This is a genomic window from Pseudomonas sp. 32A (genome assembly GCF_052682255.1).
The window spans coordinates 7040857-7067214 of record NZ_JBQYLY010000001.1 but is presented as its reverse complement, the minus strand read 5'-3'; the positions used below and the strand labels follow the sequence as shown (position 1 = coordinate 7067214).

Sequence of the window (26358 nt, the reverse complement as noted above, 5' to 3'; positions counted from 1 at the left end):
CCGCCAGGAAGGCGGGTCCGAAGGGAGGATCAGAGCTTCGGCAGTTGCCCGATGCGGCCCATCATTTCAGTGACGATCTGCAGGTCCAGCAGGAACTGGTCGACGGTCTTGAACTCGTTGTCGGTATGGCCGGTGTACTTGACCTCTGGCCGTGCCAGGCCGAATTGCACGCCATTCGGTAACTCATGCACCGAGGTAGCGCCGGCCGACGTCCCGTACTTGTGCTCCATGCCCAGGTTCTCGCTGGCCACCGCCAACAGCGCCTTGACCCACTCGCCTTCAGGGTTGCGGTACATCGGCTCGGCGATCGAATAGTCGAAGCTCACGGCCACGTGGTTCTGCTTGGTCCAGGCTGCCAGTTTGTCGGCGATTTCAGCTTTGAGCGCTTCCGGCGACTTGCCCTTCGGCACCCGCAGGTTGACCGCCAGCTTGAAGGTACCGTCATCCTCACCCACATAGGTCAGCGAAGTGGTCAGCGGCCCCATGAACGCATCGGAGAAGCCCACGCCCAGTTTGCCGCCCAGGTAATCCAGGCCCCAGTTGGTGGCGGCATAACGCGCGGCGTCGGTGAACTGGTTGTGCTTGAGCGCCACCTTGCCGTCGAGGCTGTTGAGGAAGTCGAGCATCCGGGCCACCGGGTTGACCCCGGATTCCGGCTCGGAAGAGTGGGCGGACACGCCGGTGACGGTCAGCTGAACGTCTTTGCCGACGACCTTGGCTGCCACGTCGAAGTCACCGCCATTGTTTTTGGCGTATTCGCTACCGGCCTTTTGCAGGCTGGCGGCCAGTTCGGCGGGCTTGTCGCTCAACAGTGTCACCACCGACGCCGACGGAATCTGGTTGGTGGCCTTGCCGCCGGTCATCGAGATGATTTCTGCGCCTTTGCCTTCAGCCTTGCGCTTGGGGAACTTGGCCATGACCGTGCCGTAGCCTTTCTCGGCGATCACCACCGGGTAGCCGCCATCCAGCGCCAGGTTGTAATTGGGCGTTGGGTTATGTTCGAAGTAGTACGGGATCGCGTCGCCGGAGGTTTCCTCGGTGGTGTCCACCAGCAGCTTGAAATTGCGTGCCAGCGGCAGCTTCTCTTCCTTGATCACCTTCATCGCGTACATCGCCACCACGATGCCGTTCTTGTCATCCTCGGTGCCGCGACCATACATGCGGTCGCCAATCAGCGTGACCTTGAACGGATCGAGCTTGGTGCCGTCCTTGAGCACCCAGTTTTCCGGGGTTACCGGTACCACGTCGGCGTGAGCATGAATGCCGACGACTTCATCGCCGCTGCCTTCCAGGGAGATCTCATACACGCGGTTGTCGATGTTGCGGAAGTTCAGGTTGAACGACTCGGCCAGGCTCTTGATCCTGGCGGCGATCTTGATGAACTCGGGGTTGTCGTGCTGGGCTACGCCGGCCACCTGGAACGTCGGGATCTCCACCAGTTCGCGCAGGGTTTCAGTGGCGGCAGCACCGTACTTCACCCGCGCATACAGGCCCAGCAAGCGATGGATTTCATTCTGCTGGTCGGCGGTCAGGTTCTTGTTGTCGAGGAACGCGCTGATAGCCGGGCCGAGGTTGTCGCTCTTGGCCACGTCACTCTTGGCCAGGCTATCGAGAAACTGCCTGAAATCCTTGACCGAAGCATCGCTGAAGGTCTTCAGGATGATCGCATTCTGTTGCGGGGTGAGGTTGGCTTGAGCTTGGGTGGTGAACACCGAAAGGCTGGCGGCCATCAGGGTGGCTACGGCCAGTTGCTTGAGGGAAAAATCCATTGCTGAGGGCATTCCTTTGCAGGGAGTGAGTGAGAAATGTCTGATCAGAAGGTCAGAAACAATTTCACACACTACCATCGGGAGGCCGTAGGAGGGGAGTCCCTGTTGTGGGGTTTGTCCGAAGGAAATGCGCATGTGGCGCATAAACGAAAATCCAGGGTGGGAGCTGTCGAGCTTTAGCGAGGCTGCGATAGCGGTGGTTCAGGCAGCATCCATGTTGACACTGCTGCCGCCTTCGCAGCCTCGCTGAGGCTCGACAGCTCCCACAGGGTTTGGTGGTCTGCTAATCTCCCGACGTTGAAATCTCGACCGCCACCCGTGGACCTCCCAATGACAACCCCAACCGATCCAAACCTCGAACCCCAATCCGTCTGCAGCCCGATCACCAGCAGCGCCATTTTCATGGTTGCCACCCTGGCTCCGGGCAGCGACTCGGCCGAGGCGGTACGCAGTTGGTGCGCCGATATTGCCGGCCTGGTGCGTTCAGTCGGCAAGCGTGTGCCGGCGGGCAACCTGTCCTGTGTCGCAGGTTTCGGCTCAAAGGCGTGGGACGCGCTGTTCGGCAGCCCGCGCCCGGCGGCATTGCATCCGTTCAAGGAGGTAGGCGTGGCAGGGCGTCTGGCACCGGCCACGCCGGGGGATATCCTGCTGCACATCCGTGCCGATCAGATGGACCTGTGTTTTGAGTTGGCCACGCAGTTGATGGCCGCGCTGGGCGATTCAGTGACAGTGGTGGACGAGGTCCAGGGGTTCCGCTACTTCGACATGCGCAGCATCATCGGTTTTGTCGACGGTACCGAGAACCCGGTCGGGCGCAAGGCGGTGGGCTTCACCATTGTCGGTGATGAGGACCCGGACTTCAGTGGCGGCAGCTATGTGTTGGTGCAGAAGTACCTGCACAACATGACGGCCTGGAACGCATTGTCGGTCGAGGCTCAGGAGCGGGTGATCGGGCGTACGAAACTGTCGGATATCGAACTCGACGACGCGGCCAAACCGACCAATTCCCACAGTGCGCTGACCACCATCACCAAGGACGGCGAGGAGGTGAAAATCCTGCGGGACAACATGCCCTTTGGCCGTCCGGGCGCCGGGGAGTTTGGTACGTACTTCATCGGCTACGCACGGTCGCCGGAGCCGTTGGAGTTGATGCTGGAGAACATGTTTGTCGGCCGGCCGGCCGGCAACTATGACCGCCTGCTGGACTTCAGCACGGCGGTCACCGGCGGCCTGTTCTTCATACCATCAGCGGATTTGCTCGAAGAACTGGCCGACCGCTTGCCTTAACTGTAGGAGCGAGCTTGCTCGCGAAAAACGCCCAGGCACCGTGTTTATCCAGGCTGGGCGCGTCATCGTTAACGACCATCGCGAGCAAGCTCGCTCCTACAGGAACCCGGTGCTCACCGCCACAATCAGGAACACCCCCAGCACCGCACGGTAGATCACGAACGGCCAGGTGGAAAACCGCTCCAGAAACTTCATCAGGCCCCAGATCGCGAAGAACGCCGAGACACTGGCGGCCTGTTCTTCATACCATCAGCGGATTTGCTCGAAGAACTGGCCGACCGCTTGCCTTAACTGTAGGAGCGAGCTTGCTCGCGAAAAACGCCCAGACACCGTGTTTATCCAGGCAGGGCGCGTCATCATTAACGACCATCGCGAGCAAGCTCGCTCCTACAGGAACCCGGTGCTCACCGCCACAATCAAGAACACCCCAGCACCGCACGGTAGATCACGAACGGCCAGGTGGAAAACCGCTCCAGAAACTTCATCAGGCCCCAGATCGCGAAGAACACCGAGACACCGGCGGCCTGTTCTTCATACCATCAGCGGATTTGCTCGAAGAACTGGCCGACCGCGTGCCTTAACTGTAGGAGCGAGCTTGCTCGCGAAAAACGCCCAGACACCGTGTTTATCCAGGCAGGGCGCGTCATCATTAACGACCATCGCGAGCAAGCTCGCTCCTACAGGAACCCGGTGCTCACCGCCACAATCAGGAACACCCCCAGCACCGCACGGTAGATCACGAACGGCCAGGTGGAAAACCGCTCCAGAAACTTCATCAGGCCCCAGATCGCGAAGAACGCCGAGACACTGGCGACCACCAGGCCAAAGATCAGGTGCGGCCAGGCATGGGCCGGAAGGTCGGCGTGAAACAACACCCACAGCTCCTTCAAACCCGCCAGGGCGATCGCCGGCAAGCCCAGCAGGAACGAAAACCGCGCCGCTTCTTCACGCTTGAAGTTGAGGAACAGTGCGGCGGTCAGGGTCGAGCCCGAGCGGGAAACCCCGGGAATCAACGCGCCGATCTGCGCAATGCCGACAATCAGCGCATCCCGCAGGCGCATTTCGCCCACCGTGCGCTTGTGCCTTGCGCTGAGTTCAGCCGCCGCCAGCAGCACCGCCATCACCAGGCAGGAAATCCCGATCACCATCAGCCCGCGCAACGGCGAGTTGCACGAGTTGAGCGTCGACGATAAGGCAATCCCGGCTATACCAATCGGAATCGTCGCCAGCACAATGGCCACCGCCAACTTGAACCACGGGTTGTTGTAGTCGCCCTGGCGCACCGCGCTGATGCTGCCCACGGTGACCTGGCGCACATCCTTCCAGAAGTAACTGACCACCGCTGCCAGTGCGGCCAACTGCATGGCCGCGGAAAACGCCGAGCCGGGATCCGGCCAGCCGAGCAGGGCGGGCACGATGCGCATATGGGCGGTGGAAGACACGGGCAGCAATTCGGTAATGCCCTGAATGATGCCCAGGATGCCGATTTGCAGGTAATCCAGGGACGCAAAACCGACATCGAGGCCGCTGGTGCAGACGTTTGTCAAAGTACTTATCCTGAAAACGAGGGGAGGGAAGTGGCGCGGAGTTTAGTCTAACTTTGTAATGATTTTGTCGTTGACAAGAGAAAAGTGCGATCGGTTCAGCAAGTAGAAAGCTTGGCCGATGTATTGGCATTGCCGGTGGCTTTTGTTGACAATGGCGCCCTGTTTTTTTGCCGAGATGCCCATGCCTGCAATCCCCGATACCACCGTCGAATTGATCGAAACCGGCCCGGAACATGCCGCGCTGATCGCCAACCTTTACCAGTTCTACGCCTACGAGTCCTCGGACTGGGAACAGGAAGACGTCGAGGTGGACGGCCGTTTCTACATCCATGAAGAGCACCTGGCCCGCTACTGGCAAGACCCGCAATGGAGCGCCAACCTGCTATTGGTCGATGGCTTTATCGCAGGTTTCCTGCTGATCGAAGGCAGCGAACTCCCGGGGATCGACGCGCTGGAGCTGGCAGACCTGTTCATCTTGAAGCGCTATCGCCGCAAAGGCATTGGCCGCGCCATCGCCACCCAGGTCTTGAGCAGTGGCGAGGCGAACTGGCTGGTGCGTTTCTATGATCAGGATGAAGTGAGCCAGGCGTTCTGGCGCACGGTATTGGATAACCTGCCCCGTCCGGTGCAGGCCATTGAGCTGGATGATGAGCCGAACCTGCTGAGCTTCCTCGTGACCCGCGCGGCGTTGCACTGAGGCCTCAGCTAAACGCTGCGCCAGCCCCTGCACTGAACAGCGCCGCCTGCATCGCCTGAGGCGGTTGCCCGAATGCGCGCAGGAACGCCTGGCGCATGCGCTCGCGATCACCGAACCCGGTCTCGCGGGCGACCACTTCCACCGGATGGCGGCTGGTCTCCATCATCGCCCGCGCAGCTTCTACTCGCAGGGATTCGATGGCCTTGGCCGGGGTTTGCCCGGTCTCTTCGCGAAACACCCGGCTGAACTGGCGCGGGCTGAGGCGCGCCACGGCCGCCAATGCCTCGACTGAAAGGTCGTGAGTCAGATTCTCCCGAGCGTAGGCCAGTGCCAGTTGCACACGGTCGGATTTGGGGTCCAGTTCCAGCAGCGCCGACAGTTGCGACTGTTCGCTGCCACGCCGCTGGGCAATCACCAGCTTGCGCGCGATGCGGCGGGCGAGGTCGCTGCCAAGGTCGTTCTCCACCATCGCCAGCGCCAGGTCCACCCCGGCGCTCATGCCGGCGCCGGTCCAGATCTGGCCGTCGACGACGAACAGTTTGTCCTCCTCCAGGCGAATCTGCGGATAACGCTTGGCAAACGCCGGTGCGTGCAGCCAGTGGGTGGTGGCGCGCTTGCCCTCGAGCAACCCGGCTTCGGCCAGCACGAAGATGCCCATGCACAGCGAAGCAATGCGCCGGGATTGCTTGGAGGCCGCCTGGACCAGCCGCAGCAGGTTGGCATCAGGCAGTTGGAACTCCAGGTAGCCGCTGACGATCAATGTGTCATAACCCTCGGGCCGGATCGGTGTGCTGTTCACCGAGAACCCCTGGGACGTCATGATCGGGCCGCCACTCTCCGACACCAGGTGAAACTCATACGCCTGCTCGCCCCGCAGCAGATTCGCGCACTCGAACACCGAGCCCAGGCTAAGGCTGAGGGATTGAAAGTTCGGGTAAACCATCAGCGCAATGCTGTGCATCTCATCTCTCCAAGGGGCGCGGAGCGGTGATTGTCGGCGTGTAACCGGTAAACGGCAACCGGCTTGGCACAATGTCCGGAATCCTTGCGGACATGACATTGTGCGGTGTTGGCCCGGCTCATAAGCTTCACTCCATTCCACCCCACATCACCCCGAGGCACTGGCACATGAAAGTATTGATGGTTTTGACTTCTCACGACCAGCTTGGCAACACCGGCCGCAAGACCGGGTTCTGGCTCGAAGAATTTGCTGCTCCCTACTACGCGTTCAAGGACGCCGGGGCCGACGTGACCCTGGCCTCGCCAGCCGGTGGTCAGCCGCCGCTGGATCCGGTCAGCGACCTGCCGGATTCGCAAACCGACCAGACCCGCCGCTTCGCCACCGACCCGGCGGCACAGCAGGCCCTGGCCACCACGCTGAAGCTGGACTCGGTCAACGCCGACGACTTCGACACCGTTTTCTACCCAGGCGGCCACGGCCCGCTGTGGGACCTGGCAGAGTCGAAAACCTCCATTGCCCTGATCGAAGCCTTCGAGCGTGCCGACAAGCCGATTGGCTTTGTGTGCCACGCCCCGGGTGCCTTGCGTCACGTCAAGGCCGTCAACGGCGAGCCGCTGGTCAAGGGTCGATGCGTCACCGGCTTCTCCAATTCGGAAGAAGCCGCGGTTGGCCTGACCGACGTGGTGCCGTTCCTGATCGAAGATGATTTCAAGGCGCTGGGCGGCAAGTACGAGAAGGGTGCCGACTGGCAGTCCTTTGTGATTGAAGATGGCCTGCTGGTCACCGGGCAGAATCCTGCCAGTTCCAGCGACGTGGCCAAAGCGCTGTTGAAGCTGACCGCGTAACCCGCTAAATCCCCCAAAAGTAAGTGGTTGGCGGCTCCCCTGAGCGGGAGCCGGCCACTTCTGCACGCCCGAAATTCGCTTCTGGAACCCCCATCATGAGTAACAGCGCTTTAGGTACCCCGATCAAACTGGGGCACCACACCCTGAAAAACCGCATCGTCCTGCCGCCACTGACCCGCCAGCGAAGTGCCCAGCCCGGTGATATCGCCACGGACTTGATGGCGCTCTATTACCGCCAGCGCGCCACCGCCGGCTTCATGGTCAGCGAAGGCACGCAGATCGAGCCTCGCGGCCAGGGTTATGCCTGGACTCCGGGCATCTACACGCCGGAGCAGATCGACGGCTGGCGTACCGTGACCGATGCCGTGCATGCCGAAGGCGGCGTGATCTTCGCCCAGCTTTGGCATGTGGGCCGCGTGTCCCATCACGATCTGCAACCCGACGGCGCAGCCCCCGTCGCGCCGTCGGCGATTCAGCCGCAGCAAGCCAAGGCATTCGTTGCAACCGGGCCCGGCACCGGTGAGTTGGTACAGCCACCAGAGCCCCGCGCCTTGACTACCGCAGAGGTCAAGGAGCTGGTGGGGCTGTATGCCCAGGCTGCAAAAAACGCGTTGGCCGCCGGGTTTGATGGCGTGGAGATTCATTCGGCCAACGGCTACCTGGTCAACCAGTTCATCTCGGCGCATTCCAACCAGCGCGACGATGAATACGGTGGCTCGTTGCACAATCGCCTGCGTTTTTTGCGGGAAATCGTCGAGGCGGTGGCTGAAGTGGTCGGCCCGGAACGCCTGGGTGTGCGTTTTGCGCCGTTGTTCAGCGGCACTGACCAGGATCGGGTTTACATCGGCCTGGTCGAGGAAGATCCGCATCACACCTACATTGAAGCGATCAAGATACTTGAGGCCACCGGCATCGCTTACGTGTCCATCGCCGAGGCTGACTGGGACAACGCGCCGGAATTGCCCGAGTCGTTCCGCCGAGCTGTGCGCGACACCTTCACCGGTCGCATCATCTACGCCGGCCGCTACACCGCAGAGCGTGGCGTACGACTGGTAGAGGCGGGGCTGGCGGACCTGATTGCATTTGGCCGGCCATACATTGCCAACCCCGACTTGCCCCAGCGCCTGCTCAACGGTTGGCCGCTGAACCCGTTGAACGCTGCCGGCCTGTATGGCGGCACGGAGGTGGGCTTCACCGATTACCCGGTGTACGCCGGGTAAACGCGGCTACTCGGTCGGGTACTTGCGGAACGCCGAATGCTGTTCCGCACGTGCCGCATGGCGCTGCAAGTGCGGGAACGCATCGGCCTTCACGGCGTCGCCTATCTTGAGCTGGGTGAAGGACCAGGCGACCGCCACCGTCAGGCTCGCCTGGGCCAGCGGCGCGTCGCTGTCGCGCTCGGCCACCAGTGCCTCCAATAACGAGTAAGCCGCCAGCAGTTGCCCGGTCACGCGGTCGATCCACGGCTGGTGAAGTTTCTCGGCAGGCCGCAGGTGGTGTTCGTAGACGATCTGCACGGTCTTTTCGCACGCGGCCAGCGCCAGGCCGATCACTTGCAGATCCCGGGCAAGTGCCACTGTTTGCTGGGGCAACAGCTTTTTATCAGCCGGCACCAGGGCTTCCAGGTATTCGAGGATCAGGCCGGAATCCATCAGCACCGTCCCGTCGTCGAGCACCAATGTCGGGGCCTTGACCACCGGGTTGATCCTGGAGAACTCATCGAAGGTACTGAACACCGACAGTGCCTGGTGTTCAAACGCGACACCGTACAGCTCCAGGGAAATTGCCACGCGGCGCACGTAGGGCGAGTCCAGCATGCCGACCAGTTTCATGTAGCCTCCATTTACCGCAGTGTTAAATTCAGATTACTTTATCGGGGGATCCACCCCTGCAATATCGATCTTTTTTATCACGAAAGGTTAGCCGCGCTTACATGAACGCTTTCCCGCCCCTGACCGCACTGCGCAGTTTCGAAGCCACCTCCAGGCTCGGGAGCGTGACCCTGGCCGCCAAGGAATTGCACGTCACCCACTCGGCAATCAGCCAGCAGATCAAGGCGCTGGAGGAGATGGTCGGCCTTACCTTGTTTGTGCGTGAAGGTCGCGGTCTGCGTGTCAGCGAGGATGGCCGTTTGTACGCGCTGCAAATCCGCCAGGCGCTTGCGGACATTGAGCACGCTACCCGCACGATCCAGGCCCAGCCGAAAATGGGCGAACTGGTGGTGGCCGTCATCCCCTCGTTTGCCCGCGCGTGGTTGATCCCCAGGCTGCCGGCGTTTCAGCAGCGTTACCCGGACATCAACATCCGCCTGCAAGCCAGCCTGACAGTTTCCAACCTGCATCAGGAGTCGGTGGATATCGGCATTCGCATGGGCAAGGGCGACTGGGAGGGCGTGGAGCAGACGTTACTGTTCCATGACGAACTGGTGGTGGTCGCGGCGCCACACTTTAACGGTGGGCATCTGCCGTGCACGCCTGCGCAGATCATCGAGAGCCGCATAATTCACAGCACCGAATCCTGGCGGCCCTGGTGCCAGGCGGCCGGTGTGGACATGGCGGTTGAGCGTCAGGGCCTGTGCAGCAACGATTCGAACCTGGTGCTGGAGGCGGTGCGGCTGGGGCAGGGCATCGCGCTGGATCGGCGCAGCCTGGTGCAGGACGCCATTGGGCGAGGTGAGTTGGTGCAGTTGAGTGAGATCACCGCACCGTACCCTTATCCGTATTGGCTGGTGTGGCCGCCACGGGAGCGTGCGGCGAACAAGCGGCGGGAGTTTTCCGAGTGGTTGTTCGCCGAGGCGCAAGCGTATCAGGCCCTGTTGAAACCCCAGGCCTGACCCGCTGCGTTTTTTCAGTCCACCCGCAACACAATCTTGCCGATATGGTCACCACCTTCCATTCGCGCATGGGCCTTCGCGGCGTCGGTGTACGCATACACCTCATCGATCATCGGCAGGCAACGCCCGGCCGACAGCACTGGCCACACGTGTTCACGCAGTTGTGCGGCAATCGCGGCTTTTTCTTCCCGGGTGCGTGAGCGCAACAACGAGCCGGTGACGATCGCACGTTTGCCGAGAATTGCCAGCAGGTCGATATCTTTGGCGCGTGCGCCGCCCAGGAAGCCCAGCATCACCAGTCGACCTTCCATGGCCAGGGCGCTGATGTTGTCGTTCAGGTAGGAGCCACCCATGATGTCGAGGATCACATTGACGCCCTTGCCAGCGGTTTTGTCAGCGATGACCTCGGCGAAATTCTGTTCCCGGTAGTTGATCGGCTCGGCTCCCAGCTCGCGGATGGCGGCGCATTTTTCCGCGCTGCCGGCGGTGGCGAACGCTTCGATACCGAACTCGCGGCAGAGCATCAGCGCGGTGGTGCCGATGCCGCTGGTGCCGCCGTGGATCAGCACGCGCTGGCCTTTATGCGCGCCGCCGATGCCGAACAGGTTGGCCCACACGGTGAAGAAGGTTTCCGGGATCGCTGCCGCCTGAATCCAGTCCAGGCCATCGGGAATCGGTAAGGTCTGGCTGGCGGGTACCGCGCAGTACTGCGCATACCCACCGCCATTGGTCAGGGCGCAGACCTTGTCGCCCAATGCGTACTCGCTGACGCCTTCGCCCAGCGCGACCACCACACCGGCCACTTCCAGCCCGGGAATCGGGCTCATGCCGGGCTTCATCGGGTACGTGCCGGCGCGCTGCAGGGCGTCCGGGCGATTGACGCCGGCGGCGTGCACGCGGATCAGCACTTCGCCGGGGCCGGCGACAGGTACAGGCTCCTGGCGTGGTTGCAGGACTTCGGGGCCGCCGGGGCTGGTGATTTCGATCAGGGTCATTTCGTGGGGCAGAGTCATTTGAGTGCACCTGTAGCAATGAACGTATGGGGTGGGACCGCGCCCGTTACCGAGCGGTTCAGCCTGCTGGCGATCCTGGGTATTTTTTCTGGTGCCCAGCATAGCCGTGATGAGTGATGCAATAATGCTGCGATTACACGTCACAACGATGCAAAACCGCATCGCAGGGAGAAGCCATGAACTGGGACGATGCCCGGGTATTTCTCGCGGTGTGCCGCGAGTCCACTTCGCGCGGTGCCGCGCGGGTGCTGGGGGTGGATCAGGCCACCGTAGGGCGGCGAGTCAATGCCCTGGAAAAATCCTTGAACGCGACGTTGTTTCTGCGCACCTCCGAAGGCTATGCGCTGACGGCCGTGGGTGAGGCCGCCTTGCAATCAGTGGAGAAAATGGAGCGTTCGGCCATTGAACTGGAACGTCAGGTCCAGGGCCTGGACGACCGCCTGACCGGCACCGTACGGGTGACCACCACCGACTCCCTGGCCATCGACTTCCTGATCCCGGCCATCGCCCGGCTGCACGACACGCACCCTGACGTGCGCGTGCAGATGGACGCTTCGACCCAGATCCTGAGCCTGGCCAAGCGTGAAGCTGACATCGCCGTGCGCAACACCCGCCCGGACAACCCCGACCTGATCGCCCGGCGCATCGCTCGCTGGCCGGTGGGGCTATTTGCCTCGCAGGCGTATATCGACCGCCACGGCGTACCGGAGCCGGGCAGCGTGTTCGAAGGGCACGACCTGGTGGTGTACGAGCCGCACCTGCACAGCCAGAAAGACATGACCCTGGTCTCCGAGCCGCTGGGGCGCGGGCGCATCGTTGCGGCCATGAGTTCCAGCCTGCTGGTGCGCCGGTCCATTGCCGCGGGCCTGGGCATCGGTGAAATTCCGCTGATTACCGGCGAACGGGACGGTCTGGTGCGGCTGTGGCCGGAGCGTACGCGGCCGTTGCCCTACGATGTGTGGCTGGTGACCCACGCCGACCTGCGGCACACCGCGCGGGTGCGGGTGGTGATCGATGAGATCGTCGCCGGGTTTGCCGACACGGGTGAGTAAGGTCCCAGGTCAGCACAACGCTGCAATTTCCGAGGCGTCCGTGGCCGCACAATCGGCTCCGGTTCCGGCGTAAATACGTCGGTAAACGTCACGGGAACAGGTCGCTTATGAACGCATTACTACGGGATGACGGGGCACGGGATTTAGGGCTGCTGTTTTTGCGGGTCAGCGGGGGATTGTTCCTGCTGTGGGTCCATGGTTTGCCCAAGCTGCTGGACTATGGCGAACAGTTGAAGGTGATCGAGGATCCTTTTCACCTGGGGGCGAGCGTGACACTGTTGCTGGCGATTTTCGCCGAAGTGCTGTGCCCGCTGTTGATCATCGCCGGGGGGCTGGTGCGCCTGGCCTGCCTGCCGATCCTGAGTGTGCTGCTGATCGCCATGCTGGTGGTGCATCCGCAATGGACACTGCTCGAAGGGCAGTTTGGCTGGCTGCTGTTGATCATTTTCACCAGCATCCTGATTGCCGGGCCCGGGCGAATAGCGTTCAACCAGCGGTGGGGCGGCGCCCTGCGTTACGCCTGAATAAAAAAGGCCGGGTGTAAACCCGGCCAAAAGGAGTGGAGCAGGGTGCTGCAATCGCTTCAGCGCTTCAGGAACGCCAGCAGGTCGGCGTTCAAGGCTTCGGCATGGGTGACCGCGAAGCCGTGTGGCGCATCCTTGTACACCTTCAATTCGGCGCCCTTGATCATCTCGGCAGCCACCTTGCCGGTGGTTTCGAACGGTACGATCTGGTCGCCATCACCGTGGATCACCAGCGTTGGCACGTCGATCTTGGCCATGTCTGGACGGAAGTCGGTTTCCGAGAACGCAGTGACGCAATCCACGGTGGACTTGAGCGAGGCGAGCAGGGCGATCTGCAAGGTCTGGGTCAGTACGCCCTGGGAGACTTTCTGGCCCTTGTTGATGCCGAAGAACGGTGTGTTGAAGTCGGAAATGAACTGCGCGCGGTCCTTCAGCAGGCCGGCCTTGATGCCGTCGAACACATCCTTGGGAACACCTTGCGGGTAGTCGGGTTTCTGGCCGAACAGTGGCGTCACCGCCCCCAGCAACACCAGGCCGGCGACGCGCGCGCTGCCATGGCGCGCGATATAGCGGGCGACGTCGCCACCGCCCATGGAGAAGCCCACCAGCGTCACGTCCTGCAGGTCCAGGTGGTTGATCAGTTCGGCGATATCGTCGGCGAAGGTGTCGTAGTCGTTACCGGTCCAGGGTTGGTCCGAACGGCCAAAACCACGGCGGTCAAACGCGATGGTGCGGTAGCCACGGCTGCTCAGGTACTCCATCTGGTATTCCCACATGTCGGCGTCCAGCGGCCAGCCATGGCTGAACAGCACGGGTTTACCGCTGCCCCAGTCCTTGAAGTAGATTTCGGTGCCGTCTTTGGTGAGTAAAGTGCTCATGGAAACTCCTTGGGTGAGTACGAAGGCAAAGGCTGACTATTGTCGAACAGGCGCTGGCAGCGCTTGTACGGGTGTGCTTGGTTGGGTTTACCAACTGAACTTGAGCTCGACCCCCAGGTAATTGCTGTCATGCCCGCCGGCATCCCGCAGCGTCTGGCCGACCGCGTAGTGCACGGCCTCGACGGCGCCGGTGAGGTTGGGGGTAAACCCGTAGTCGGTACGAGCTTGAGCATAGGCGCCGGTCCAGCGTTCACCCTGGCCTGCGGTGCCGGCCACCGGCAGGTTGGGCTGAGTGTAGACCGCGTCTGCGGTGGTTTGCCGCCAGAGCAGGCCCACGGCGGTCTGAACACTGAGCTTGGCGATGGGCTTGACGGTGACCGACGGCTTGACGTGAATCAGGTTGCTGTAGCCCGTATAACCCGCCAGGGAAAAGTAGTAGCCATTGGGGAACAGCGGGTTGAAGGTACCCACCGTGCCGTCACCGGCATGGCGGTCCCCCGAGGCAATATCCATCTGCAGTCCCAGGCGCGGGGTCCAGGCCAGGTTGTCGAAGGTGTAGCCCACGCGGCTGCCGCCACCCCAGGCACGGATATCCTTGTGCCCCACCGAGCCACCTTGCAGCATGGCTTCAATGTCCCAATCGAACCCCAGGGCCGCGCCCCCCAGCCGGGCGTCGAACAGCTGGCGTTTCTCATCGCCGTCGCCGTCCAGATAGTGGGCATCACTGCGTTCATACAAACCGTAATAGGCCGACAGCTCATTCTTGCCACCCACCAGCCGCTCGACCCGCAGCATGTGAAACTGCGCGTCAGCGTTGGATTTATCGTCGAAGTGCCGCTCGTCCTGGTACTGCACCGGGTGGCTGGCGATCCCGATAAAACGCCAGTTCGAGGTTTCCCAGTCAGCCCATAGCGCATCAAAGGACTGGCGCACATTCGGTCCATCCCGTGACGAGATGAAGCGCTGCAAGTCGAAGGCAAAGTCCTGCCGGCCGACGCGGCCCTTGAGCGTGCCGGCACTGAAGGTGTTGATGTATTCGGCAAAGGCCAGGCGCAGGTCGACACGATTCTGGTCGGCGCCGCCGATTGAGGTCTTGTCATAGGCCCGGGCGTCTTCCAGTTGGGTGAACACCCGCCAGTTTTCATTCAGGTGCAGGTCGGCATGCACCTGGAAACGCTGGATCAGGTAACGGTCACGGGCCACGTTATTCACGCCGAAACCGCCCGCGTCATTCATCTCGAAGCGCTCACGCAAGGTCGCGCCCAGGGACAGGTAAGTGAACGGGTTGGCACTGGACAGCGGGATGTACTTCAGGCTGTCCAGGGGGTGGGTGCGCAGCGTCGGGTCCTTGAGCACGGACCAGTCTTCCTGCCAGCGGTTGGCCTTGATCGTCGGGCGCGTCGGTTGATCGTCAGCGTGGACGCTGCCGGCCAGCAGCGGCCACAGCACCGCCAGGCCCCAGCCTGTGCTGCGGATCATTTTGCGCCGCTGAGCTGGTGAATCTCCGCGACGTAACCGCCCGGGAACTCCACCAGTGCGCTGCGCCGGCCCTTACTCTCAAACGCCGGAACCAGCACCTTGGCCCCGGAGCCAGTGGCTTTGCCCAACGTCTCGGTCAGGTTGGCCACCTGGTAGCCGGTGGTTTCATGGCCGAAGGGGTAGGGCAGTTGGCCGTTGGTGACCAGTACCGCCATGCGCCCGAACGGCGACTCGATGTCGACGCGCCGATAGCTGCCGCTGGCCTGGCCGATCTCGACCGCCGGGGCATGCTTGTCATCGGCCAGGACTTTGCCGTGGGAAAACCCGACGAAGGACTTGATGAACGTGTCGGCGCGGTCGCTGGAGACATACACGCGGTTCTCCGGAATGGTCTGGAACGCCGCGTAATCCGGGGCCTTGGTGTGCCAGTAGAGCTGCATGTTCACACCGCCCGGCCACTGGATCACCGCATCACGGCCGATGGGGTCGGGAAAATTACTGACAATCACCGCCGCGCCGTTTTCCCGGGCAGCCTTGAGTGCAACGTCCATGTCCTTGACCAGATAGCCGTTGCGCTCCTGGCCGAACGGGTGCGGGACAGGTGTGGTGAAACCGAACAGCGACACCGTGCCCGCTGGTGTCTGCAGGAGTTGCGAGGTGGTGCTGCTGGGCACCGGCAGGACATTCACCACTACCTGGGACGTGCTCTTTCCGCCGAATGTGGCGAGGAAACTCTGGGCAAAGCGGTCCACGTCAGCCGGGGCGACGTAGACGTGACTGGTGTCGTATTGCGGCGCCACGGCCACATTCGGTGTTGCCGCCAACGCGCTGCCCACCAGCTGCGCGCCCAATAGCGTCAAGGCCAGCGATATCGTCGTCACTTTCTTGCACATACCCATTCTCCAGCACTTTTCAGCGTGATCGAAAAGTCGCCAGCTTAGGGGGCGGGTTGCCGTGCGGATTGTACGGGCGTGCTCGGTTGAACGGTTCAGCGTCTATGCGGGTCAACTGACTTCAACCGTCTGAACAAACAGGTGAACGAAATGGCCAAGGCTTACAGCTAAGCCGCTCGTGACTCCAAGGATTCACTCAAGCCCTTCACGTTTGAACGACGCGCCCCCGGGGCCGATGACGTGCAGATCGACATCCTTTACTGCGGCGTCTGCCACTCGGACCTGCACACCGTACGCAACGAATGGAACAAAACACGCAGCCTGATTGATCGCCGCAGATCCCCTGTGGGAGCGGGCTTGCTCGCGAAAGCGGTGGTTCAGCTGGCATATTCAGCGACTGACACACCGTCTTCGCGAGCAAGCCCGCTCCCACATTTTGATCTTCGCAAGTGTCTAGACCGACAGGTGCTCATACAAGATCGTCGCACCCACCAGCATCAACACCACGCCGCCAACCATCTCGGCGCGCTTGCCCACCACAGTGCCCAACACCCGGCCGAGCATCATGCCGATGGTTACCATGGTCATCGTCGCCAAGCCGATCGCCGCAGCGGCCACCAGGATATTCACGTCAACAAACGCCAGGCCCACGCCGACCGCCAGGGCATCAATGCTGGTGGCAAACGCCGTTACGGCAAGGATCATGAACGAGTGCTGGCTCGGTTTCTCTTCTTCTGGATCATCGGCCTTCAAGCCGTTGTAGATCATGTGCAGACCCAGGGCTACCAGCAGGGTAAAGGCGATCCAGTGGTCCCACTGTTCCACCCAGCGAGTGGCAGCCTGGCCAATAGCCCAGCCAATAATCGGCGTGATGGCTTCAATCACACCAAAGATCAGACCGGCCCGCAGGGCTTCGGTCAAACGCGGTTTGTGCAGGCTGGAACCTTTGCCGATGGCCGCCGCAAAGGCGTCCGTGGACATGGCAAGGGCGAGCAGGATGAGGGAAATGGGGTTCACGGTAAGGCTTCCAGTCGGGCTATATGAGTCAACGACACAACCACACGCCCGACTTTAGGCATGGATGTGTCGCTGGTCTCACCAACCAAAATGGTGTTCGCACCACGGCATGTTGCCGAGAATGTTGATACGAACGCTTCGAGAATCCGAAGCAGGCTACTCCCCAACGAGGTGGCGGATCATAGCCTTGGCTACATGAAAATTTTGTTAACCGTGCCTCACGGATGTTCCAGATGACACCGCACCTGCTGACTCATCCCACCGGTCAACCGCTGCGGCCGTTCGCAGCCTTGGGTGCGGCGCGGGCAGCGATCCAGGAAAAAGCACCCGCCCGGCAACACCCGGTTTCCCGGCAGCTCTGTCGGTGCACTGACATACGCATCGTCCAGCGCCACCCCCAGCTTGGGGACGGCCTCCAGCAGCAGCTGGGTGTAGGGATGCTTCGGCTGCTCCAGCACTTGCTCGGCACACCCCAGTTCCACAATTTGCCCCAGGTACATCACCGCCACCCGGTCGGCCATGTGCCGCACCACGGATACGTTGTGGGAGATCAGGATGTAGGTCAGCCCCAGTCGGCGTTGCAGCTCGGCCAGCAGGTTGAGGATTTGCGCCTGGACCGAGATGTCCAGGGCCGAGGTCGGTTCGTCCAGCACCAGGATGCTCGGGTTGGAGGCCAGTGCGCGGGCGATGGCGATGCGTTGGCGCTGGCCACCGGAGAACTGGTGCGGGTAGCGGTCCAGGTATTCGGCACGGATGCCTACTTGGGCGGCGACCTTGGCGGCGATGGTGCGCATTTCACCCTTGGGCGTGTCGCCAAGGGCGAACAGCGGCTCGGTGATGATTTTCCAGATGGGCAGGCGCGGGTCGAGGGACGATTGCGGGTCCTGGAACACGATCTGTACATGGCGATGACGTTCCCGGGCGCTTTCGTAGACCCAGTCGACTTCGCCGTCGCTGGGCTTGACCAGGCCCATCAGCAATTGGGCGAGGGTGCTTTTGCCGCAGCCGGATTCGCCGACAATCCCCAGGGTTTCCCCACGGCGCACCTGCAAGTCGATACCGTTGAGGGCGTGGGCATAACCGCGCGGGCGGCCCAGCCAGTCGGTTTTTACCGGGAACTTGACCCGTACATCCCGCAGGGCCAGCAGTGAATCTTGAGGCACTGTCATTAAACCGACTCCCCGGCAGTCAGCCAGCACGCGCTTTTGCGGGTGCCGACAGGGTTGATCAGGTTCAGGCGCGGGCGCTTGATGCATTGGCTCATGGCCTGGGGGCAGCGTTCGCGGAAGGTGCAGCCTGAGGGCAGGGCGGCGAGGTTGGGCACCTGGCCGGGGATGGTCAACAGGTCATCGCCGGGCTTTACCTGTTCCGGCAAACCGCTGAGCAGGCCTTGGGTGTAGGGATGGCGCGGATCGCTCATCACCTGAGCCGTCGGACCTTCTTCCACCACCGCGCCGGTGTACATCACGTAGACCCGGTCGCAGAACTGCGAGACCACGGCCATGTCGTGGGTGATCAGCAAGATCGCGGTGCCGCGTTCCCGGGCTTTTTCTCGCAGCAGCAACAGCACCTGGCGTTGCACGGTGACGTCGAGGGCAGTGGTGGGTTCGTCGGCGATCAGCAACTGCGGGTCGCAGGAAAACGCCAGGGCGATCATCACCCGCTGGCGCATGCCGCCGGAGAGTTCGAAAGGGTAACTGTCGAGCACTTGCTCGGGGTCGGCGATGTGCATGTCCCGCAGCAGGGCGATGGCCTTGGCGCGGGCGGCGGCTTTGCTCAGGCGCTGGTGGTGGATGATCACGTCGAGCATCTGCCGGCCAATGCGTCGGGTCGGGTTCAGCGCGGTCATCGGCTCCTGGAAGATCATCGCCGCGTCACGCCCGCGAATCTGCAACAGCTCTTTTTCGCTGGCGCCGAGCATGTCGCGGCCAAGCATCTGCAAACTGCCGGCGGTGATCCGGTAACTGCGCTCCGGCAGCAGGCGCAGGCTGAGCATGGCGGTCACGGATTTGCCGGAGCCGGACTCACCCACCACGCCGACCACTTCGCCGGGGTTGACGTGCAACGACACGCCGTTGAGTGCCTGGACGTTGTTGCGGTAAGCCGGGAATTCCAGGCTCAGGTTATCGATGGCAAGGACTGCCGGACTGGACATGGTCATTTCCCCTGTTGCCGTGGGTCGAGCAGGTCACGAACACCGTCACCCAGCAGGTTGAAACCGGTCGCGGTGACCAGGATCGCCAGCCCCGGAAAGGTCGAGTACCACCAGTTGTCGAGAATGAAATTGCGCCCGGTGGCAACCATCGCGCCCCATTCGGCGGTGGGCTGTTGTGCACCCAGGCCGATGAAACCCAAGGCCGAAGCCATCAGGATCGCGCTGCCGATGTCCAGGCTCAGCTGCACCAGCAACGGCGGCATGGCATTGCGGCCCACGTGCCACGACACGATGTGCCAGCGCCCGGCGCCGAAGGTCTGGGACGCCTTGACGTAGCCCATCTGGCGAATGCTCAAGGCTTGCCCGCGGGCCAGGCGCACGTAGAACGGAATGCGCACCACGGTGATCGCCAGCATCGCGTTGAACAGGCTCGGGCCCAGGGCTGCGGCCAGGGCCATGATCAGCACCAGGGACGGCACCGACAGCATGATGTCCATCAAGCGCATGATCAGGCTGTCGAAACGCCCACCGATAATCCCCGACAGGCAACCCAGCAAGCCGCCCACCAGGCAGGATGAAAACGCCACGAACAAGCCGACGCCCACCGACTGGCGGCTGCCGTACAGCACCCGGCTGAACAGGTCGCGGCCGACCTCATCAGTGCCGAACCAATGTTCGGCGGAGGGCTCGGCCAGGCGTTGCGCCAGGTTCAACGCGTTGGGATCATGGCTGGCCAGCCACGGAGCGAAGGCCATGCAGATCAGCACGATCAAGGTGATGGTCAGGCCGGCGATGGTCAACGGGCTGCGGCGTATTTGATAACCCAGGTACTCCATTCGCGCACGCCAGGTGGGGCGTTGCTCGAGGGGCACCGGTACGGGCATGTTCACGGGTGCGGTCATCTCAATTCACCTCGCCGATGCGTGGGTCGACCACCCGGTACAGCAGGTCGATCAGCATGTTAAGCAGCACATAAATAAACGACACCATGATCGCGAAGCCCATCACCGCCGGGAAATCCAGGGACTGGATCGACTTCACCACATACGCGCCCATGCCCGGCCAGGCGAACACGGTCTCGGTGAGCACGGCGCCGTACAGCAAATCGCCGAGGGTCAGGCCGAGCACGGTGATCGACGGGATCAGCGCATTGGGCAGGGCGTGGCGCAGGATCACCGCCCAGCGCGACAGGCCGTAGGCGCGGGCGGTACGGATGTAGTCCTCGCCCAACTGGTCGAGCATCGCCGAACGAATCTGCCGGGCGACCACGCCGAGGTTGACGAAACCCAGGGTGACGGCGGGCAGGATCAGGTGTTCCAGGGCATTCAGGAACAGCGGGATATCGCCGGCCAGCAGCGAGTCGATCAGGTAGAACCCGGTAAGGGTGCGGGGTGGTTCGAGGCCTTCATCCAGCCGACCGCTGCCGGGCAGCCAGCCGAGCTGGCCGTAAAACAATACGATCAGGCCCAGGCCGAGCCAGAAGGCCGGCGTGGAAATGCCGGTGACCGCCAGCGTTCGGGCGATCTGGTCGATGGCGCGGTTGTGATACACCGCTGACAACACGCCAAGGGGGACGCCTACCAATACGGAGAGCAACAGGGCGGCAACCGCCAGTTCCAGGGTCGCGGGGAAGAAGGCTTTCAGGTCTTCAAGCACCGGGCGGCTGGTGCGGATCGACGTGCCGAGGTCGCCGTGCAGCAGGTCGCTCATGTAGCGGCCGTATTGCTGGTACAGCGGCAGGTCGAGGCCCAGTTGATGGCGGATATTCTCGACAATGGCGTCACTGGCCCGGTCGCCGGCAATCAGGCGCGCCGGGTCACCCGGGATCAGGTGGGAGATGCAAAAGGTAATCAGCGAAACGCCGACGACGACCAAAATCAGGCCGAACAGGCGTTTGCGCAACATATTCAGGAAGGCCATGAGTACCTCATTGTGGCGAGGGGGCTTGTCCCCCGTTGGGCTGCGAAGCAGCCCCCAGCAAGATCAGAGCATTTTCCCGGCCAATAACCCGGTGGCGAACTTAGGGCTGCTGCGCAGCCCAACGGGGGACAAGCCCCCTCGCCACAACAGCGTTCTCCCCACAGGGTGTATTGGCGCCGGAGCGGCAGTTACTTACTGATCTCAGCCACGTTGAACACCTGCTCCAGCATCGGATGGAACACATAACCCTTCACCGAATCACGCATCGGCAGGGTGTAGTTCTTCTGATACAGGTAGGCGTACACGCTGTCCTTGAGCACGATCTTCTGGGCTTCCTGGTACAGCTCGGTGCGCTTGGCCGTGTCGTTGTTGGCCGCCGCATCGCGAATCAGCTTGTCCACCACCGGGTTGCTGTAGAACGAACGGTTGCCCGGCAGCCCTTGCAGGGAGGAGTCGAACCAGAAGTTCATGTACATGTAGGGATCGGAGAAGTCCGGCGCCCACGAGCCGATGGACACGTCGAAGTCACCCTTGCCCAGGCGCTCGCGCATGGTGGCGTTGGCCAGTTTTTCCATCTTCAGGTTGATCCCCAGCGGCGCCAGGCTGGCTTGCAGGGTCAGGCCGATGGATTCCCAGTCCGGGTCCTTGTCGGAGTACATGTAGTTCAGGTTGGTGATTTTTGTCGGGAGCTTCTTCAGGTTGGCGCCGGCGCTGTCCAGGTCCTGTTTCATCAATGGCAGGCTCGGGTCATTGGCCCACATGCCGGCGGGAATCGGCCCGTTCATCAACTTGGCCTGGCCCTTGAGGATGCCGTCGACAATGCCTTTGTAGTCCACCGCATCAACGATTGCCTGGCGGGCGTTCTGGTTGTTCAGCGGGGCTTTCTGGTTGTTCAGGTACAGGTAGGTCACCCGCAGCGACGGGAACTCCTTGATCACCACGTCTTTCTTTTTGGCCAGGTTGGTGAGTTGGTCCTGAGGCATGTCTTCGGCGATGTCCAGGTCACCGCGTTCCAGTTGCAGGCGGCGCACCGAGGCTTCGCTGATGATCTTGATCACCACCTTGTTCAGCGCAGGTTTGGCGCCGGCGTAGTAGGTGTTGGGTTCCAGGGTCAGGCTCTGGCCCTTTTGCCAGTTGGTCAGGCGGAACGCGCCGGAACCGGCGGTGTGGGTGGACAGGTAGGCGTTGACGTCGCCCTGTTTCACCACGTCCGGGTTGATGATGCCGGCGCCGTTGTGGGCGAGGGTGTAGAGGAAGGGCGCGTAGGGTTTGGTCAGGGTGAAGCGCACGGTCAGCGGGTCGACCACGGTGACTTTCATGTCATCCGGGAACGCGCCCGACGGGCCTTGCTTGAGCTGCATCACGCGGTCGAAGGAGAACTTCACTGCGTTGGCGTCGACCTCGGCGCCGTCATCGAACTTGTTGCCGGGCTTGAGTTTGAAGTCCCACACCAGGCCGTCGGCCGAGGTGGTCCAGCTGTCGGCCAGGTCGCCCTTGACCTCGGTGCTGCCCTTGCCGTTTTCGACTTTGTAGGCCACCAGTTTCTGGTACGCCGGGTACGTCACCGCCCAATCGTTATTGTCGATGGTCACGGCCGGGTCGAGGGTTTGCGGGTCGGCGGCCTTGCCGATCATCAGGGTGTCTTTGGGGGCGGCGGCACTTGCCGATTGCCACGCGCCCAGGCTCAGGGCGGCGCACAGCAGGGAGAGTGCGAGGGTCTTGCGGTTGCTTGGGGTCATGCCGGTTTCCTTGATTATTTAGAGGAAAAAGCGGGTTGGTTTATTTTTATGAAATCTATAACCGGGCAGTTGGAGCTAAAGGGTGCTGCTAATTATTGTGATGGTACGGTCCTTGTGATCAGTGTGACTCCTCAATTAATGGGAAAAGTTCGGCATCCGGCAATTCGTAATGCCACCACTCGGTGGCAATCGCCTTGAAGCCGGCGCCGAGCATGATGCCCAACAACAGCAGGCGGTTGCGCTGCACCTGCGGCGGCAGGTCGGGGTAGAACTGGTGGGACTTGGGCTCCATGGCATCAAACGCCGTGCCCATGTCCAGGGGTGTGCCGTGTTCATCAATCAGCGTCAGGTCGACGGCCACGCCACGGGTGTGATGCGAGCCCAGGCGCGGGTCGCGCACGTAGTCCGGGTTGGGCAGGGCTTGCCACAGCAGTTGCTGGGCGTAGGCCGGCCGGTAGGCGTCGTAGATCAGCAGGGTCATGCCGGCCTGGCGTGCCAACAGGCTCGCCTTGCGCAGGCAGGCCGCCGCTTCGGTGTGCAGCAGGCAGCGGGTGTTGCGGTAGATCACGGTGCCTGCGAGGTTGTCGGCACTGGCGTAGATCAGGTCGACCTGTACCGGGTATTCCGGTGGGGCGATTTCTACCAATGGGCTGGTATTCACTCAAAGATTTCCTTTCCAGGGTCAGGATTCGAACTGGCCGAAGGCCTGTTGCAGGGCGCGGTTTTTTGCCAGGCGTGCATCCAGTCGCTCGCCGTAGCGGTCAGCGACGGCAGACACCATGAGGTTGAACAGGCACGTCAGGGGCGCCATGGAGTCCCAGAACTGGCCAACATCGGTTTTCAGTTGCAGCAGGTCCAGGTCGTAGTCCCGGGCCCAGGGGCATTGCAAATCGGTGATCAGCGCCAAGGGTAGACCCTGGGCATTCGCGGTCTCGCAGAACGTGGGCGTGATGCTCGAATACGCGCGGAAGTCCGCCGTGATGGCGTAGGGTTTTTCAAAGCCGGAGTTCAGAGTCTCGGCGTAGATCCCCGACAGGCCGTCGACGTAATAGACCTTGGGGCGAATATATTCCAGGTGACTATGGAACGCATTGAGGATGCCGCGGGTGGACTGGATGCCGAGGATGAAGACGGCGTCGGCGTCTACGATGTGCTGCACGATGTCGGCGAAACCCTGGCTGCGGGCCAGGCCGTAGACGTGCTGGATGGCTTCGATCTCGCGGTTGAGGGAGCGGTCGAGGGCGTCTTCCTGATCGTTCTCCTGGCGAAAGGCACCCAGGCGGTCGGTGATCAGCCAGGACGCTTGCGGGTCGCCGCGCAGGCCTTGCTTGACGTCATCGAGGTTGCGATAACCCAGGGTTCGCAAAAAACGTCCCACTGAAATTCCGGTGGTGCCGGCTTGCTGGGCGATGCTGTCGGCGGTTTCGAACGGCAGCTGTTGCAGGTTGCCCAGCAGGTAGGTGGCGATGCGTTTGCCGGTGGGCGTCAGCGTCGGGAACTGCTGTTCCAGCGTGCGCTGGAAGCTGTTTTTATCCATGACGTTTTCGCGCAGACCGGTCATTGATGTTACTCAGATGTCGTATTTTGATTGGCTGTTAGAAACATAACATCGGCAATCGCGATAACACAATGGCTTTTTTTCGAGTGGATATGCAGAGCGGGACAAGCGGCGATCAAGGTCGCTGAGGTTTCACCGAGTGTGTGACGTGCATTGATGGGGCGCTGTTGGTTGTTGCTGCTGATGAATGCGGAGTTGGGCACGCGGCGGGTGCTGGCGCGGCTAAACCGGCGTCCTGCCGGTTTACCCGCTCCGCACTGCCTGCGTTCGGCCTCGGGCTGAATGGGGCAGTCAGATCAAAATCAAAAGCCAGAGCACAGCGGCCTCCCGGCCGGCTTGAGTGTTAAAAGCAAAAGCAAAGACCAGAGCGAAAACAGAGCTGCTTTTCTGTGGGAGCGGGCTTGCTCGCGAAAAACCTGAGGTCGCCGCGTTCATCCAGAATGCCCGCGTCATCGTTAACGACCTTCGCGAGCAAGCCCGCTCCCACATTTTTTGGACCGTGCCCGCTTTAGATTTTGATTTGGCTTTTGCTCTTCAACACTCAAGCCGGCCGGTAGGCCGCTGTGCTTTTGCTTTTGATCTTGATCTTAGGCGCCCCGTTAAACCACGCTGGCCGAACGCAGGCTTTGGAGCGTGGGTAACCTGGCAGGACGCCAGGTTAGCCGTCCTGGGCCAGGGATGGCCCATGACGGCGGCCCACGGTCCAAAGCCGGAGTGAGGGCACACCGAGCCCAGGCGAGGTGCCGAGTGGTGGGGCAAGAGCGTTTTGCTTACTTTTGCGCTGTTCAAAAGTGAGCCGCTGTAAGAGCGGAACCATAAGCGGCCGTTACCTAAACAACGGATATTCACCCCCCACCAGCCGTAATAAACCGCCGCGCCAAAAACCCATACAACAGATACCCAAACGCCAACACCAGCGTCGCACCAAACACCGCCTCCTCACCACACGCATATATCGCATACAGCGAATACCCCACGGCAATCAGCAACACCGTGGTATTGCGTGCATAAATCGAGGCCGCCACCCGCGCCTTGTGCATCATCACCAGCAGCCCGGTCAGCGCAGTGACGTAAGGAATCAAATTAGTCACCACCGCCAGGTTCACCAACTTGCCAAACTGCGCACTGGCCGTGGGCGAGACGGTCGACAGGGCAATCAAGCTCTGCAACGCCGCACAGGCAATCAGCCCCCACACGGGTGCCTGGGCACGGCTCACCCGGCTGAAGAACCGCGGAAACAGGCGCTGGTCCGCCGACATCTTGGCCGTTTGCGCCAAGGTGAACTGCCATCCCAACAGCGAACCAATACACGCCACCACCGCCAGCGCCATGATGATGTCGCCCACCAGCGGCGTGAAAATCTGCGCGTACACCAGGGCAAACGGCGCAGAAGACTCGGCCAGTTCAGCATTGGGCACGATGCCCTGAATCACCGTGGTCGACAGCACATACACCAGCGCCGCGCCGAGGGTGCCCAGCAGGCAGGCCAGCGGCACGGTACGCTTGGGATCTTCCACCGCGTCATAGCCCTGGGCCGCGGACTCCATGCCGAGGAACGCCCAGAGGGTCAGCGGGATACTCGCGCCAATCGCATCCCACAGTTGCAACTGGTTGGGGTTCCAGGCGTCGCTGAACACCTCAGCCTTGAAATAGAACCAGCCGAACACGCTCAAGCCCGCCACGGGAATGATCACGCCCCATACGGTGACCACGCCGATCCGGCCAGTCAGGCGCGGGCCGCCGAAGTTGGCCACGGTGGTCAGCCAGATCAGCGCGAGGGTGCCGATAAACAACGGTATCGGCCCGCTGCCCAGCCACGGGATGAAGGACGACAGATAGCCCACCGCCGAAATCGCTATCGCCACATTGGCGATGATCAGCGACAGGAAATACAGGAACGAACAGAGGAAGAACCCGGACTTGCCGTGGGCCTCTTCGGTGTAGGCCGACATGCCGCCCGTGCGGGTACAGAACAGGCCGCACTGGGCAAAGCAGTACGCAATGGCCATCGAGCCCACGGCGGTGATCAGCCACGACAGCAGCGAGATCGCGCCCAACTGCGCCATGCTGGCGGGCAGCATGATGATGCCCGAGCCCATCATGTTGATCGTCACCAGGGTGGTCAGGCCCATCAGGCTCATCTTTTTGCTTGGCTCGGCCATCGGCAACTCCTTCGTGGGGGCGTGCGAAG

At 61.9% G+C, this 26358-nt stretch carries 24 protein-coding genes, 3 pseudogenes and 1 riboswitch; of the genes and pseudogenes, 8 read left to right on the top strand and 19 right to left on the bottom strand.

Translation table 11 applies throughout. The features are described from left to right. Window positions 1-29: 29 nt before the first annotated feature. Window positions 30-1769, bottom strand: a complete 1740-nt coding sequence (locus tag ACUN0G_RS32275) for a dipeptidase (protein ID WP_445575382.1) — start codon at window positions 1767-1769, stop codon at window positions 30-32. 330 nt (window positions 1770-2099) lie between these two features. Here ACUN0G_RS32275 and ACUN0G_RS32270 point away from each other — a divergent pair, with 330 nt between their 5' ends. Continuing rightward, complete coding sequence (locus ACUN0G_RS32270) at window positions 2100-3056, top strand: Dyp-type peroxidase (protein ID WP_445575381.1); 957 nt, start codon at window positions 2100-2102, stop codon at window positions 3054-3056. 96 nt (window positions 3057-3152) lie between these two features. Here ACUN0G_RS32270 and ACUN0G_RS32265 read toward each other — a convergent pair. The 3 genes and pseudogenes from ACUN0G_RS32265 to ACUN0G_RS32255 form a co-directional block, all read right to left on the bottom strand. After that, window positions 3153-3287 (bottom strand): annotated as a pseudogene (locus ACUN0G_RS32265) (undecaprenyl-diphosphatase); the annotation flags it as partial. 156 nt (window positions 3288-3443) lie between these two features. Next, window positions 3444-3577, bottom strand: a pseudogene (locus ACUN0G_RS32260) (undecaprenyl-diphosphatase); the annotation flags it as partial. A 156-nt stretch (window positions 3578-3733) separates the two neighbouring features. Continuing rightward, window positions 3734-4603 (bottom strand): undecaprenyl-diphosphate phosphatase, encoded by an 870-nt coding sequence (locus ACUN0G_RS32255; RefSeq protein ID WP_445575380.1) that lies wholly within the window; start codon window positions 4601-4603, stop codon window positions 3734-3736. A 190-nt stretch (window positions 4604-4793) separates the two neighbouring features. On the opposite strand from ACUN0G_RS32255, the gene ACUN0G_RS32250 reads away from it, so the two are divergent. Next, window positions 4794-5300 (top strand): GNAT family N-acetyltransferase, encoded by a 507-nt coding sequence (locus ACUN0G_RS32250; RefSeq protein WP_309149025.1) that lies wholly within the window; start codon window positions 4794-4796, stop codon window positions 5298-5300. Between the two features lie 4 nt (window positions 5301-5304). Here ACUN0G_RS32250 and ACUN0G_RS32245 read toward each other — a convergent pair whose 3' ends face one another. Further along, on the bottom strand, window positions 5305-6261 hold the full coding sequence (locus ACUN0G_RS32245) for a GlxA family transcriptional regulator (protein WP_063029087.1): 957 nt from the start codon (window positions 6259-6261) through the stop codon (window positions 5305-5307). 167 nt (window positions 6262-6428) lie between these two features. On the opposite strand from ACUN0G_RS32245, the gene ACUN0G_RS32240 reads away from it, so the two are divergent. Together ACUN0G_RS32240 and ACUN0G_RS32235 are read left to right on the top strand one after the other, a co-directional pair. Beyond that, complete coding sequence (locus ACUN0G_RS32240) at window positions 6429-7106, top strand: type 1 glutamine amidotransferase domain-containing protein (RefSeq protein WP_445575379.1); 678 nt, start codon at window positions 6429-6431, stop codon at window positions 7104-7106. Window positions 7107-7201: 95 nt separating this feature from the next. Further along, on the top strand, window positions 7202-8326 hold the full coding sequence (locus ACUN0G_RS32235) for an alkene reductase (RefSeq protein WP_445575378.1): 1125 nt from the start codon (window positions 7202-7204) through the stop codon (window positions 8324-8326). Window positions 8327-8332: 6 nt separating this feature from the next. On the opposite strand, the gene ACUN0G_RS32230 is transcribed toward ACUN0G_RS32235, so the two are convergent. Further along, entirely contained in the window at window positions 8333-8938 is a 606-nt protein-coding gene (locus tag ACUN0G_RS32230; RefSeq protein WP_445575377.1) for a glutathione S-transferase family protein, read from the bottom strand. 101 nt (window positions 8939-9039) lie between these two features. On the opposite strand from ACUN0G_RS32230, the gene gcvA reads away from it, so the two are divergent. Continuing rightward, a complete protein-coding gene (gene gcvA, locus ACUN0G_RS32225; protein ID WP_445575376.1) occupies window positions 9040-9939 on the top strand; it encodes a transcriptional regulator GcvA in 900 nt (299 codons plus the stop codon). 14 nt (window positions 9940-9953) lie between these two features. On the opposite strand, the gene ACUN0G_RS32220 is transcribed toward gcvA, so the two are convergent. Continuing rightward, window positions 9954-10952, bottom strand: a complete 999-nt coding sequence (locus ACUN0G_RS32220) for an NAD(P)H-quinone oxidoreductase (RefSeq protein WP_258344972.1) — start codon at window positions 10950-10952, stop codon at window positions 9954-9956. 176 nt (window positions 10953-11128) lie between these two features. Between ACUN0G_RS32220 and ACUN0G_RS32215 the strand changes: the two genes are divergently transcribed. Then, window positions 11129-12004, top strand: coding sequence for a LysR family transcriptional regulator (locus ACUN0G_RS32215; RefSeq protein ID WP_421523906.1), 876 nt, complete (start codon window positions 11129-11131; stop codon window positions 12002-12004). A 107-nt stretch (window positions 12005-12111) separates the two neighbouring features. After that, window positions 12112-12528 (top strand): DoxX family protein, encoded by a 417-nt coding sequence (locus tag ACUN0G_RS32210; RefSeq protein WP_445575375.1) that lies wholly within the window; start codon window positions 12112-12114, stop codon window positions 12526-12528. Between the two features lie 59 nt (window positions 12529-12587). On the opposite strand, the gene ACUN0G_RS32205 is transcribed toward ACUN0G_RS32210, so the two are convergent. The 3 genes from ACUN0G_RS32205 to ACUN0G_RS32195 all read right to left on the bottom strand — a co-directional run bounded on the left by ACUN0G_RS32205 (window position 12588) and on the right by ACUN0G_RS32195 (window position 15778). After that, on the bottom strand, window positions 12588-13406 hold the full coding sequence (locus ACUN0G_RS32205) for an alpha/beta fold hydrolase (protein WP_445575374.1): 819 nt from the start codon (window positions 13404-13406) through the stop codon (window positions 12588-12590). A gap of 87 nt (window positions 13407-13493) precedes the next feature. After that, entirely contained in the window at window positions 13494-14885 is a 1392-nt protein-coding gene (locus ACUN0G_RS32200; RefSeq protein WP_445575373.1) for an alginate export family protein, read from the bottom strand. Beyond that, complete coding sequence (locus ACUN0G_RS32195; RefSeq protein WP_445575372.1) at window positions 14882-15778, bottom strand: glyoxalase; 897 nt, start codon at window positions 15776-15778, stop codon at window positions 14882-14884. The genes ACUN0G_RS32200 and ACUN0G_RS32195 overlap by 4 nt, the downstream gene beginning before the upstream one ends. A gap of 150 nt (window positions 15779-15928) precedes the next feature. Between ACUN0G_RS32195 and ACUN0G_RS32190 the strand changes: the two are divergent. Beyond that, window positions 15929-16093 (top strand): annotated as a pseudogene (locus ACUN0G_RS32190) (NAD(P)-dependent alcohol dehydrogenase); the annotation flags it as partial. A gap of 138 nt (window positions 16094-16231) precedes the next feature. Here ACUN0G_RS32190 and mntP read toward each other — a convergent pair. The 9 genes from mntP to potE form a co-directional block, all read right to left on the bottom strand. Continuing rightward, complete coding sequence (gene mntP, locus ACUN0G_RS32185) at window positions 16232-16795, bottom strand: manganese efflux pump MntP (RefSeq protein WP_063029108.1); 564 nt, start codon at window positions 16793-16795, stop codon at window positions 16232-16234. 10 nt (window positions 16796-16805) lie between these two features. Then, window positions 16806-16973: riboswitch (yybP-ykoY riboswitch) on the bottom strand. A gap of 40 nt (window positions 16974-17013) precedes the next feature. Beyond that, a complete protein-coding gene (locus tag ACUN0G_RS32180) occupies window positions 17014-17964 on the bottom strand; it encodes an oligopeptide/dipeptide ABC transporter ATP-binding protein (protein WP_017475343.1) in 951 nt (316 codons plus the stop codon). Continuing rightward, on the bottom strand, window positions 17964-18956 hold the full coding sequence (locus ACUN0G_RS32175; RefSeq protein WP_445575371.1) for an ABC transporter ATP-binding protein: 993 nt from the start codon (window positions 18954-18956) through the stop codon (window positions 17964-17966). Before ACUN0G_RS32175 ends, ACUN0G_RS32180 begins: the two co-directional genes overlap by 1 nt. Continuing rightward, the gene (ddpC, locus tag ACUN0G_RS32170; protein WP_032868129.1) at window positions 18953-19834 is read right to left on the bottom strand and encodes a D,D-dipeptide ABC transporter permease; all 882 of its coding nucleotides are present in this window, start codon (window positions 19832-19834) and stop codon (window positions 18953-18955) included. Before ddpC ends, ACUN0G_RS32175 begins: the two co-directional genes overlap by 4 nt. 19 nt (window positions 19835-19853) lie before the next feature. Continuing rightward, window positions 19854-20870, bottom strand: a complete 1017-nt coding sequence (locus ACUN0G_RS32165; protein ID WP_258344985.1) for an ABC transporter permease — start codon at window positions 20868-20870, stop codon at window positions 19854-19856. A 188-nt stretch (window positions 20871-21058) separates the two neighbouring features. Beyond that, on the bottom strand, window positions 21059-22609 hold the full coding sequence (locus ACUN0G_RS32160; protein WP_421526528.1) for an ABC transporter substrate-binding protein: 1551 nt from the start codon (window positions 22607-22609) through the stop codon (window positions 21059-21061). 118 nt (window positions 22610-22727) lie between these two features. Next, window positions 22728-23270 (bottom strand): D-alanyl-D-alanine dipeptidase, encoded by a 543-nt coding sequence (gene ddpX / locus ACUN0G_RS32155; protein ID WP_177045484.1) that lies wholly within the window; start codon window positions 23268-23270, stop codon window positions 22728-22730. 21 nt (window positions 23271-23291) lie between these two features. Next, window positions 23292-24146: a MurR/RpiR family transcriptional regulator gene (locus tag ACUN0G_RS32150; RefSeq protein WP_032898755.1), complete on the bottom strand. Its 855-nt coding sequence runs from the start codon at window positions 24144-24146 to the stop codon at window positions 23292-23294. 866 nt (window positions 24147-25012) lie between these two features. Continuing rightward, window positions 25013-26329: a putrescine-ornithine antiporter gene (potE, locus tag ACUN0G_RS32145; protein WP_445575370.1), complete on the bottom strand. Its 1317-nt coding sequence runs from the start codon at window positions 26327-26329 to the stop codon at window positions 25013-25015. Window positions 26330-26358 lie beyond the last annotated feature (29 nt).